This is a genomic window from Mammaliicoccus sp. B-M6 (assembly GCF_022386965.1).
Classification (GTDB): Bacteria; Bacillota; Bacilli; order Staphylococcales; family Staphylococcaceae; genus Mammaliicoccus; species Mammaliicoccus sciuri_A.
Map to the genome: position 1 here is coordinate 86066 of NZ_JAJNHJ010000002.1, position 12143 is coordinate 98208.

11 protein-coding genes are annotated in these 12143 nt (G+C 33.6%); 10 read left to right on the forward strand and 1 reads right to left on the reverse strand.

All coding sequences use genetic code 11. The features are described from left to right. Nucleotides 1-13: 13 nt before the first annotated feature. The 10 genes from dnaN to gyrA all read left to right on the forward strand — a co-directional run bounded on the left by dnaN (nucleotide 14) and on the right by gyrA (nucleotide 11122). Nucleotides 14-1147, forward strand: coding sequence for a DNA polymerase III subunit beta (dnaN, locus tag LQ693_RS01295; protein ID WP_107565148.1), 1134 nt, complete (start codon nucleotides 14-16; stop codon nucleotides 1145-1147). A gap of 113 nt (nucleotides 1148-1260) precedes the next feature. Next, nucleotides 1261-1500, forward strand: coding sequence for a helix-turn-helix transcriptional regulator (locus LQ693_RS01300; protein ID WP_025906228.1), 240 nt, complete (start codon nucleotides 1261-1263; stop codon nucleotides 1498-1500). A gap of 5 nt (nucleotides 1501-1505) precedes the next feature. Next, on the forward strand, nucleotides 1506-2405 hold the full coding sequence (locus LQ693_RS01305; protein WP_103360489.1) for an ABC transporter ATP-binding protein: 900 nt from the start codon (nucleotides 1506-1508) through the stop codon (nucleotides 2403-2405). After that, a complete protein-coding gene (locus LQ693_RS01310) occupies nucleotides 2398-3642 on the forward strand; it encodes an ABC transporter permease (RefSeq protein WP_107572670.1) in 1245 nt (414 codons plus the stop codon). The genes LQ693_RS01305 and LQ693_RS01310 overlap by 8 nt, the downstream gene beginning before the upstream one ends. A 126-nt stretch (nucleotides 3643-3768) precedes the next feature. Beyond that, nucleotides 3769-4500: a DsbA family protein gene (locus LQ693_RS01315; RefSeq protein ID WP_025906233.1), complete on the forward strand. Its 732-nt coding sequence runs from the start codon at nucleotides 3769-3771 to the stop codon at nucleotides 4498-4500. Between the two features lie 15 nt (nucleotides 4501-4515). Continuing rightward, nucleotides 4516-4929 (forward strand): disulfide oxidoreductase, encoded by a 414-nt coding sequence (locus LQ693_RS01320; RefSeq protein WP_025906234.1) that lies wholly within the window; start codon nucleotides 4516-4518, stop codon nucleotides 4927-4929. A 264-nt stretch (nucleotides 4930-5193) separates the two neighbouring features. Further along, nucleotides 5194-5424 (forward strand): S4 domain-containing protein YaaA, encoded by a 231-nt coding sequence (gene yaaA / locus LQ693_RS01325; RefSeq protein ID WP_269749922.1) that lies wholly within the window; start codon nucleotides 5194-5196, stop codon nucleotides 5422-5424. 3 nt (nucleotides 5425-5427) lie between these two features. After that, on the forward strand, nucleotides 5428-6543 hold the full coding sequence (gene recF / locus LQ693_RS01330; protein ID WP_025906236.1) for a DNA replication/repair protein RecF: 1116 nt from the start codon (nucleotides 5428-5430) through the stop codon (nucleotides 6541-6543). Between the two features lie 22 nt (nucleotides 6544-6565). Beyond that, nucleotides 6566-8488, forward strand: a complete 1923-nt coding sequence (gene gyrB, locus LQ693_RS01335; RefSeq protein WP_025906237.1) for a DNA topoisomerase (ATP-hydrolyzing) subunit B — start codon at nucleotides 6566-6568, stop codon at nucleotides 8486-8488. 33 nt (nucleotides 8489-8521) lie between these two features. Continuing rightward, nucleotides 8522-11122 carry a DNA gyrase subunit A gene (gyrA, locus tag LQ693_RS01340; protein WP_129407084.1) on the forward strand — a complete coding sequence of 867 codons (2601 nt, stop codon included), beginning with the start codon at nucleotides 8522-8524 and terminating at the stop codon, nucleotides 11120-11122. 71 nt (nucleotides 11123-11193) lie between these two features. Here gyrA and LQ693_RS01345 read toward each other — a convergent pair whose 3' ends face one another. Continuing rightward, the gene (locus LQ693_RS01345) at nucleotides 11194-12003 is read right to left on the reverse strand and encodes an NAD(P)H-hydrate dehydratase (protein ID WP_025906240.1); all 810 of its coding nucleotides are present in this window, start codon (nucleotides 12001-12003) and stop codon (nucleotides 11194-11196) included. Between the last annotated feature and the right edge of the window lie 140 nt (nucleotides 12004-12143).

Genomic DNA, 12143 nt, shown 5'->3' on the forward strand with positions numbered 1-12143 from the left:
AGTTTTATAAGTTATGAAATTTACAATTCAACGAGATTACTTTCTTAATCAATTGAATGATACATTAAAAGCAATTTCACCAAGAACTACATTACCGATACTTACAGGAATCAAGATAGATGCGACAGATAAAGGCATCATCTTAACAGGATCAGACTCTGAAATATCGATAGAAATAACAATAAATCAAAATATTGATGGTGAAAAAATTGTAGATATTGAAGAAAAAGGTTCTGTAGTACTTCCAGGACGATTCTTTGTAGATATCGTTAAAAAATTACCAGGTAAAACCGTTAATTTATCAACGAATGATCAATTTAAAACACTTATCACATCAGGACATTCTGAATTTAACGTAAGTGGTTTAGATCCAGATCAATATCCATTATTACCACAAGTATCTGAAGAAGATGCGATTAAATTACCAATCAAAGTATTAAAGAACATTATCGCACAAACGAACTTCGCAGTGTCCACGTCAGAAACACGTCCTGTATTAACAGGTGTTAACTGGCTTATTCAAAACAATGAACTGATCTGTACTGCAACAGATTCACACAGACTTGCATTAAGAAAATTAAAATTAGAAGACGAAGAAATCGATGATAAAAATGTGATTATCCCAGGTAAAGCTTTATCTGAATTAAACAAAATCGTTTCTGATTCTGAAGAAGACATCAATATCTTCTTTGCAAGTAACCAAGTATTATTTAAAGTTGGTCACATTAACTTTATTTCAAGATTACTTGAAGGGAACTATCCAGATACAACAAGATTATTCCCAGAGAACTATGAAACTAAAATCATCTTAGATAACAGTGAGTTCTATCATGCAATAGACCGTGCATCATTATTAGCACGTGAAGGTGGTAACAATGTCATTAAATTATCTACAGATGTTGGTAAAGTTGAATTATCATCTACTTCACCAGAAATCGGTACAGTTAAAGAAGATGTATCTACAGACAATGTTGAAGGTGAGTCATTAAAAATCTCATTCAACTCTAAATACATGATGGATGCATTAAAAGCTATCGACAACGATGAAGTACAAGTAGAATTCTTTGGTACAATGAGACCATTTATTCTTAAACCTAAAGACGACGAAACAGTTGTACAACTTATCTTACCGATCAGAACATATTAATAAACATGTCATGGCTGGGACCCGATTTGGGTCTCAGCTTTTTTGTGTCAAGTTTACTTGACATAGTGTAAAAATTTATATAATGTAAAGTTAACTTGACAGGAAGTGATGAATTGAAAAACAAAGTTTATGAATATCGTACTCAGAAAAACATGACGCAAAGTGAACTCTCTCGATTGGTTAAAGTGTCTAGACAAACCATCAATTCTATTGAGCGTTACAAATTCAATCCCACGTTAGTATTAGCGCATAAGCTTTCTCAAGTGTTCGAAGTATCTATTGATGAATTATTTATTTTTGAAGAAGATGAGAATATAGATATTTCAGAATTAGAATCCAAAGAAAAGGAGTAAACATTATGACATTACTAATTAAAGATGTTTCCAAGAAATTCAATGACTTTACGGCAGTACATGATGTTAATTTGGAAGTTCCTAAAGGTACGATGTATGGATTTTTAGGTGGAAATGGTGCAGGTAAAACAACAACATTTCGTATGATTTTAGGTTTATTACCAAAGACAACAGGTGTTGTGACGTTTAACGATAAGCCAATTGACTATAGTATGACGAATACGATTGGTTATTTACCTGAAGAAAGAGGATTGCATCCAAAATTAAAAGTTTGGGAGCAAGTGCAATATTTAGCTGAACTAAAAGGCATGAAAAGAAAAGATATTTCCGAAGCATTAGATTATTGGTTAAAACGATTTGATGCATTCGAAAATAAAGAAAAAAAGATCGAAGCATTATCGAAAGGTAATCAACAAAAAGTACAACTGATTGCAGCAATCATTCATAAACCCGAATTATTAATTCTTGATGAACCATTCAGTGGACTTGATCCAGTCAATGTTGAATTGCTAAAAGCTGCTGTTAAAGATTTAAAAGAACAAGGCACAACGATTATATTTAGCTCGCATAGAATGGAACATGTAGAAGAACTTTGTGACTATATTTGCATTATGAATAAAGGTAAAGCAGTCGTTGCTGGTTCTCTTGATCAAGTTAAAGACGACTTTGGTAAGAAAGATGTATTTATCGAAGGCGACTACGATTTAGGATTCTTAAAAGACTTTGAAGGTGTAGAAGCATTTAAAACGACTAAAAAAGGCGTTAAAATCACAATTTCTGATGAAAAATATGCAGAAAATATTTATCAAAATGTGACGAAGTTAGGTTACCTCAAACGATTCCAAGTTGCTGAACCATCTCTAAACGATATCTTTATAGCTAAGGTAGGTGATAAGCATGAATAAATTCTGGCCGACATTTAATTTAACGTATATGCAAAAAGTGAAAAGTAAATCTTTTATCATCATGACTGCAATTTTTATGATTTTAATCTTTGCATTAAGTAACATCGACAAAATTATTGATTTCTTTGATAACGATAGTAAAGTTGTCGCGATACAAACAGATAACGACATGATCTATAAAGTATTAGAAAAGCAATATAAACAAAACGACGATATTGAAAAAGTAGAAAAAGTTTCACTCGAAAAAGGTAAAAAAGGTGTTAAAGACGAAAAGTATAAACGTTTAATTCAAGTAAACGTGAACGGTGAAAAAGTAGATGGCACAATTTATGAAAAAGGCAACGTCAGTGAAAGTGAGAAAATGACTTTACAATCAACGCTTAGCCAAATGCAATCATCATTAACAGCTCAAAAATTAAATCTGTCAGAAAAAGATTTAAGTACGTTAAATACACCGAGTGATGTGAAGACAGAAGAAATTAAAACGAATGATGAAAAACAATCTAGTGATATTGACCCGAAAGTTCAAGCATTAAACTCAGCAGTTGTTTACATCATCATTTTCTTATCATTCTTTATCACAATCAATTACGCTAACCAGATTGGTTCAGAAATTGCGACTGAAAAAACAACACGTGTGATTGAAATGATTGTTACAAGTGTGAAACCGTCGATTCATGTGTCCGCGAAAATTCTTGCAATCATCGCAGTAGCCTTTACACAAATATTCTTTATCATACTGGCAATTGTAATTAGTATATTCGCATTTGATTTGAAAGGATTATTTGAGTCAGCTGGCGTTGAATATGGCCCTGAGACGACGAGAATCATTATTTATGGCGCAGTTTACTTAATTTTGGGTGTTGTATCCTATATTTCATTAGCGGCTATTCTAGGTGCGTTAACGAGCCGTATAGAAGATCTTGCTCAATCTATGATGCCAGTTACATTTATTTCATTAGCGGCATTCTATATTGCGATATTTAGTATTTCAAACCCGGATACGATGCTTGTAAAAGTGACAAGCTTCATTCCGATGTTATCGCCAATGGTCATGTTATTAAGAACTACATCAGAATCAACACCTGAATGGCATTTACTTTTAGGAATTGTCATTTCAATTGTTACATGTATCATTCTACTGGTGTTTGCAGCGAAAACATATCGTGGTAGTGTGCTCACTTATGAAAAAGGCGTTATCAAAAATTTAAAAAATGCATTAAATATTACTAAATAATTTTTACGAAAATATTAATCACCATTTTGTCACAAAACCTTAATGAATTTTTAGTGAATGATATAGAATTTCTTTAAGTGATAGTATAAAATTTATATTATCAACAAAAGAGATTGAGGGATTAATATGGCGAATAAAAATAGTAACAGTAATATTATGTTTTTAATGATAGCAATACTTGTTGTTGTCGTAGGTATCGTATTGCTTGTTGTGTTTGGTGGAAGCGGAAGTGACAACAAAGAAGATAGTCTATTTGATAGAACTGTTAAAGCCACAGACTTATCAAAAGATACAAAAGATAATCCAACACATAAAAAAGACAAAGCTAAAGTTCAAATAGTTGAATTTGGAGATTTTAAATGTCCAGCATGTAAAGCATTTGAAACGAATTACATGGATCAAATTGAAAAAGATTATATCGATAAAGACAAAGTGGAATATAGATTTGTGAACGCACCATTCCACGGTGAAGGATCTGAAGTTGGTGGTGCATCAGCACATGCTGTTTATAAAATCGCACCTGATGCATATTGGGATTTCCACAGAGCATTATTTGAAGCTCAACCAGATGACCATAATGCAGAAACAGATGACGAATGGTTAGATCTTAAAGTAGTCCAAAAAGCAGTAGACGGATTAGATATTGATAAATCTAAAAAAGATCAAATCATGAAATTAGTGAAAGATAGAAATTCAGAGTCTTATAAACAAATGAAAAATGATTCAGATTTAACAAATAAATACGATGTAGATGTTACACCTACAATTGTGGTAGACGGTAAAGTATTATCAGATCCAATGGATTACGACAAAGTTTCTAAAGCAATCGATCAAGCGATAGAAAAGAAAAATAAATAAAAATAGGTGATATATTTGAAGCAACAATATGCACTATTTATTTCCTGGGTAATAGCTTTAGTAGCTATGTTAGGTAGTTTATACTTTAGTGAGATACGACAATTTGTTCCTTGTACAATGTGCTGGTATCAAAGAATCTGTATGTATCCACTCGTGTTAATACTCGGAATAGGCTCATTCCAAAATGATTTTAATGTTAAAAAAATAGCACTACCGTTATCAATCATTGGACTATTGATATCCACATGGCATTACTTAGAGCAAAAAGTACCAGGATTTGCTGAAATCAAACCATGTACACAAGGTGTTCCATGTTCATCAGAATATATCAATGTATTTGGATTCATCACAATTCCATTTTTAGCAGGAACAGCATTCCTGTTAATCAGTTTGATTTTAATTTTTACAAAGAAAGATAAAGCAATATAAATATTTAGAAGGGCTGAGACAAAGAACATTGTCTCAGCTTTTTTGTGGAGAAGTGTAAGGATAGGGCGTCATAGTATCTCACTATGTTCGTTAGCTATACTTTTTTGATTTTATTATGAAAATAATGTTTAAGTTCCGGACTTAATTTTTCACTTAGAATATAAATATTTTGAAGATTAATTTATCTTAAAATGAATTGTGCGTAAAAGCATGATTTTTTGGTAAAAAAAAGGTATAATATAGAGATGACTAATTAAGATTGGAGTGAAGATAGTGGTACAAGATATCTCAGTAAAAGACGATATTACTTTAGGACAATTCCTAAAAAATGAAGGCGTCATTGGAACGGGTGGTCAGGCTAAATGGTTCCTCCAAGATGAAGAAGTATTAATAAATGGTGAACGTGAAACTCGTCGTGGCAAAAAATTACATGATGGTGATTTAGTCGAAATTCCTTCTGAAGGTCAATTTCGTATTAACCATCTCAATGAATAGATTATGATATTACAGAAACTTACTTTAACTCATTATAGAAATTATGATAAATGTACACTTGAATTTAATTCCAATGTTAATATATTAATTGGTGAGAATGCGCAAGGTAAGACGAATTTATTAGAATCTATCTATACTTTAGCATTGGCTAAAAGTCATAGGACTTCGAATGATAAAGAACTCATACAGTTTGGTGAAGAGTATGGTAAAATAGAAGGTGAACTAAGTTATCGTCATGGCTCAATGCCTATTTCTTTAATCATTACGAAAAAAGGCAAAAAGGCGAGAGTTAATCATCTAGAACAGAGCCGATTAACGCAGTATATTGGTCACTTAAACGTGGTGTTGTTCGCACCAGAAGATTTAAATATTGTAAAAGGTAGCCCGCAAATCAGACGACGTTTTATTGATATGGAACTCGGTCAGATGTCTGCGGTCTATTTAAATCATTTATCTAGTTATCAAAGATTACTTAAACAAAAAAATCATTACCTCAAACAATTACAAATTGGGAAAATGAAAGATCGAACGATGTTAGAAGTATTCAATGAGCAATTTTCAGAAGCGGCAGCCAATGTGACTTTGAAACGTGCGCACTTTATTCGTGAATTAGAAAAGATTGCCGAAGTGATCCATCAAGGCATTACGAGCGAAAAAGAAAGTTTAAAGGTTCAATATGAGCCGAATATTAAACTATCAGAAACATATCAAGATGTAACTGAACTGAAAGAGGCTTTTTGTTCGTTGCTTAATGATTCAATGGATAAAGAGATTGAACGTGGAAGTGCACGCTTTGGACCGCATAGAGACGACATTAGTTTTCATGTTAATGATATGAATGTACAAATTTATGGTTCTCAAGGACAGCAACGTACGACAGCATTATCCATAAAGCTTGCTGAGATTGAGTTGATTAATCAAGTCGTTGGTGAATATCCAATTCTACTGTTAGACGATGTGCTAAGTGAACTTGATGATAATCGACAAACCCATTTATTAAGTACAATTCAAGAGAAGGTACAAACGTTTGTAACAACAACATCTGTTGATGGAATAGAGCATGAGATTATGAAAGATGCCAAGGTATTTAATGTATCTAAAGGCAATATTATTGAGTAGATGAAAGTGAAGGTGGAAATACGTGTCAGAACAAAATAACGCTTCAAGTTATGGTGCAGATCAGATACAAGTATTAGAAGGTTTAGAGGCAGTCCGTAAACGCCCTGGTATGTATATAGGTTCTACATCTGCAAGAGGATTACATCATCTCGTTTGGGAAATTGTAGATAACAGTATCGATGAAGCATTAGCTGGATATGCAGATCATGTTGAACTTGTAATAGAAAAGGACAATTGGATTAAAGTAACAGATAACGGTAGAGGTATACCTGTTGATATTCAAGAGAAAATGGGACGTCCTGCTGTAGAAGTTATCTTAACAGTACTTCATGCCGGTGGTAAATTTGGCGGTGGCGGATACAAAGTATCTGGTGGTTTACATGGTGTAGGTTCATCTGTCGTAAATGCGCTATCTTCTAATTTAGAAGTTTACGTTCACCTTAACAATAAAATTTATCATCAAGCGTATGAAAGAGGTGTACCAGCATTTGATTTGAAAGTCATTGGTGACACAGATCATACAGGTACAACAATACGCTTTAAAGCTGACGGTGAAATCTTTACTGAAACAACTGAATATGACTATGAAACATTACAAAAACGTATTCGTGAATTAGCATTCTTAAATAAAGGTATCCAAATTTCATTGAGAGATGAAAGAGATGACGAAAACATTCAAGAAGATTCATACCACTATGAAGGCGGTATTAAATCTTATGTTGAAATGTTAAATAAATCTAAAGAAGTACTTTATGATGAGCCAATCTATATTCATGATACTAAAGATGACGTAGAAGTTGAGATTGCCATTCAATATAACAATGGTTTTGCGACGAATTTATTAACTTATGCGAACAACATTCATACTTATGAAGGTGGTACGCATGAGGATGGATTTAAACGTGCATTAACGCGTGTTATTAACAGCTATGGTATTAAGAACAAGCTTCTTAAAGAAGGCGAAGAAAAGCTATCTGGTGAAGACGTACGTGAAGGTATGACAGCTGTTGTATCTGTTAAACACGGTGATCCTCAATTCGAAGGTCAAACAAAGACTAAATTAGGTAACTCAGAAGTACGTCAAATCGTTGATAAATTATTCTCTGAACTCTTTGAACGCTTCTTATTAGAGAATCCAAACGTGGCAAGAATCATTGTAGATAAAGGTGTGATGGCTTCTAGAGCACGTCTTGCCGCTAAAAAAGCGAGAGAAGTTACAAGACGTAAATCAGCATTAGAAGTATCAAGCTTACCTGGTAAACTTGCAGACTGTTCAAGTAAGAAACCTGAAGAATGTGAATTATACATCGTTGAGGGTGACTCTGCCGGGGGGTCTGCTAAATTAGGTCGTGACTCTAAGACACAAGCGATTCTACCGTTACGTGGTAAGATTTTAAACGTTGAAAAAGCACGTTTAGATAGAATTTTAGGTAATAACGAAATTCGTGCCATGATTACAGGTCTAGGAACAGGTATTGGTGGAGAGTTTGATATTAGTAAAGCGAGATATCATAAATTAGTTATTATGACAGATGCCGATGTCGATGGTGCACATATTAGAACGTTATTATTAACATTCTTCTATAGATTTATGAGACCACTTATTGAAGCGGGTTATGTATACATTGCACAACCACCTTTATACAAAGTAGAACAAGGTAAGAAAAAATATTATGTATTTAACGATAGAGAATTAGATAAATTAAAAGAAGAACTTAGCTCAACACCGAAATTGTCTATAGCACGTTATAAAGGTCTTGGAGAGATGAATGCTGATCAATTGTGGGAAACAACAATGAATCCTGAACATCGTTCAATGCTTCAAGTAACACTAACAGATGCGATAGAAGCTGACGAAACTTTTGAAATGCTTATGGGAGATGTTGTTGAGTTTCGTCGTCAATTTATTGAAGAAAATGCCGAATACGCAACGTTAGATATATAAAGCATCATTTACGATTTAAGGAGGATATGATTAATGGCTGAAATACCACAATCAAGAGTTAGTGAACGTAACATCAGTAAAGAAATGAAAGAATCATTCTTAGACTATGCAATGAGTGTAATTGTATCTCGTGCATTACCCGATGTTAGAGACGGTTTAAAACCAGTTCATAGACGTATTTTATATGGTATGAATGATCAAGGTATGACTTCAGACAAACCTTACAAGAAGTCTGCACGTATTGTTGGTGACGTAATGGGTAAATATCACCCACACGGTGACTTATCTATTTATGAAGCAATGGTACGTATGGCACAAGACTTTAGTTATAGATATCCATTAGTAGATGGCCAAGGGAACTTTGGTTCTATGGATGGTGATGGTGCTGCTGCAATGCGTTATACAGAAGCACGTATGGCTAAAATTACAAGTGAATTATTAAGAGATATCAATAAAGATACAATTGATTTTCAAGACAACTATGATGGTAACGAAAGAGAGCCGGTAGTCTTACCTGCAAGATTCCCTAATTTATTGGTGAATGGTACATCAGGTATCGCAGTTGGTATGGCAACAAATATTCCACCTCATAACTTAAATGAAGTTATAGACGGCGTATTAGCGCTTAGTCATAACCCAGAAATTACGACAAATGAGTTAATGGATATCGTTCATGGTCCTGACTTCCCAACAGCTGGTTTAATTATGGGTAGAAGTGGCATTAGACGTGCATACGAAACTGGTCGTGGATCAATCTTAATGAGAGCACGTTCTGAAATCGAAGTTATGAAAAATGGTAAAGAACGTATCGTCATTTCTGAAATACCTTACCAAGTTAATAAAGCAAGATTAATCGAGAAAATTGCTGAATTAGCACGCGATAAGAAAATTGAAGGTATTACAGACTTAAGAGATGAAACAAGCTTAAAAGTCGGTGTACGTATAGTTATAGAAGTTAGAAAAGATGCGAATGCTAATGTTATTCTTAACAATCTATACAAACAAACACCATTACAAACATCATTTGGTGTGAATATGATTGCATTAGTCGATGGTAAACCTAAATTATTAGGCTTACGTGCAGTTCTATATCATTATTTAGAACACCAAAAAGATGTCGTAACAAGACGTACGAAATATAACTTGAAAAAAGCTCAAGATAGAGCGCATATTCTAGAAGGTTTAAGAATCGCATTAGATCATATCGATGAAATCATTACATTAATTCGTGAATCACAAAGTGACTCAGAAGCGATGGAAGGTTTACAAAATCGTTTCAACCTTTCTGAAAGACAAGCGCAAGCGATTTTAGATATGCGTTTACGTCGTTTAACTGGTTTAGAACGCGACAAAATCGAAAAAGAATATCAAGATTTACTTAAACTTATTGAAGAATTAAAAGAGATTTTACGTGATGAAGAAAAATTACTAGAAATCATTCGAGAAGAAATTACTGAAATAAGAGATAAATATGGTGATGAGCGTCGTACAGAAATTACGGCAGCAGGTCTTGATCAAATTGAAGATGAAGACTTAATCCCAGAAGAACAAATCGTTATTTCATTAAGTCATAACAACTATATTAAACGATTACCAGTATCTACATATCGTTCACAAAATAGAGGTGGACGTGGTGTACAAGGTATGAATACGATAGAAGATGACTTTGTTAGCCAACTCGTAACATTAAGTACACATGATAACGTCTTATTCTTTACGAATAAAGGTCGTGTCTACAAACTTAAAGGTTACGAAATTCCTGAAATGTCTAGACAATCTAAAGGCTTACCAATCGTTAATGCATTAGAAATCGAAAAAGATGAAATGATTAGTACGATGATAGCTGTTAAAGACTTATCAAGTGAAGAAGATTACTTAGTCTTTGCTACTAAACATGGTACAGTTAAACGTTCTAAATTATCTAATTTCTCACGTATTAACAAAAATGGTAAAATCGCGATCAACTTTAAAGAAGGCGACGAGCTTATTGCGGTTAGACTGACAGATGGTACGAAAGAAATCATTATTGGTACGAAACATGCATCATTAATACGCTTTGATGAATCTAAATTACGCCCATTAGGAAGAACAGCAGCGGGTGTGAAAGGTATTACATTAAGAGAAGATGATGAAGTTATCGGATTAGATGTTACAGATGAAGATCAACAAGATGAAATACTTATCGTAACTGAAAAAGGTTATGGTAAACGTACGTCAGCTGATCAATATCGTATCTCTAATAGAGGTGGTAAAGGTATTAAGACTGCCACTCTAACTGAGAAGAATGGTAACCTTGTTTGTATCACAACAGTCAACGGTGACGAAGACTTAATGATTGTTACAAATTCAGGTGTCATCATTAGATTACACGTAGCAGATATCTCTCAAAATGGTAGAAGTGCTCAAGGTGTAAGATTAATCCGTTTAGGTGATAATCAACATGTTGCAACAGTAGCTAAAGTTGAGCCAGACGAAGATGAAATTGCAGAATCACCTGTTGAAGGAGTGTTAGAAGAAACAACAGAAACTGAAGCTGTTGAAACTGACGCACAAGAAGGTAAAGAAGATTTAAGAGAAGACTTCATGGAACGTGTAAATGAAGACATCGAAGAACAAGATAACGACGAAGAATAATATATAAAGAAGCATATCACAAGCTTACTGATGAGCATCAGTAGCGTGATATGCTTTTTTATTTTGAATATTTAAGCTTCGAATGATTTCATAGCATATGGAATTTCATCTATAAGTTTTGATGGTGGTACGATATACATATCTTTAGAAAGCTTTTCACCAATATAACTGTGAATATACGTTGCGTTAATAACCGCTTCTTCTAAATCAAATTGTCCAACGAAACTTGTGATCATTCCTGCTAACGTATCTCCCATTCCACCTGTTGCCATAGCAGGTGTACCAATAGATAATTTATATTCATGATCTTTAAAGAATAATTCAGTACCATGTTTTTTCAATACGACTGTTGCATTTAACGCATCAACCGCTTCTTTATTGTTTTCATATGTTTGTTCTTCAATCGGGATATTACTCAGTCTTTCCCATTCTTTTTGGTGAGGCGTAAAGATAATCTCACATTCAGGTAAAGTATGCTTTAACTTACTTAAAATCGTAATAGCATCTCCATCAATAATTAATGTTTGGTGTGGCTGAATATTTTGGAATAGAAATGTTAATGTGTTATTCCCTTTAAAATCTAAACCGAGACCTGGACCTATTAAAATACAATCCGATTGCTCAATTAATTTAGAAAGCTTTTTTAAATCCGTGATATCTGAAACCATTGCTTCAGGACATCTTGAATGCAATGCAGCAAAATTGGATGAATGTGTAGAAACAGTTATAAGTCCACTACCACTAAATACACATGCCCTCGCTGCTAAAATAATTGCGCCACCTAAATTAGCGTTACCTCCGATTAATAATATCCTACCATAATCCCCTTTATGAGATTCTTGTTCTCTTTTTGGAATTGTGACAGATGAAATAGTCTTCATATTAACCCACCTTCAAATAATTGTACGATTTATTATGCCACTTAAAGTTGAAATTGAACAGAGAATTTTCCAAAACGTAACAAATAAATTACTTTAACAGGCTAATATATTAATCAATCACTGAGTTATGGATGTGCTAA

Bases quoted from the DNA above. Each gene is read 5' to 3' on its own strand.
- dnaN (WP_107565148.1), top strand. From the start codon at position 14: ATGAAATTTACAATTCAACGAGATTACTTTCTTAATCAATTGAATGAT.
- LQ693_RS01305 (WP_103360489.1), top strand. From the start codon at position 1,506: ATGACATTACTAATTAAAGATGTTTCCAAGAAATTCAATGACTTTACG.
- LQ693_RS01310 (WP_107572670.1), top strand. From the start codon at position 2,398: ATGAATAAATTCTGGCCGACATTTAATTTAACGTATATGCAAAAAGTG.
- LQ693_RS01315 (WP_025906233.1), top strand. From the start codon at position 3,769: ATGGCGAATAAAAATAGTAACAGTAATATTATGTTTTTAATGATAGCA.
- recF (WP_025906236.1), top strand. From the start codon at position 5,428: ATGATATTACAGAAACTTACTTTAACTCATTATAGAAATTATGATAAA.
- gyrA (WP_129407084.1), top strand. From the start codon at position 8,522: ATGGCTGAAATACCACAATCAAGAGTTAGTGAACGTAACATCAGTAAA.
- LQ693_RS01345 (WP_025906240.1), bottom strand. From the start codon at position 12,003: ATGAAGACTATTTCATCTGTCACAATTCCAAAAAGAGAACAAGAATCT.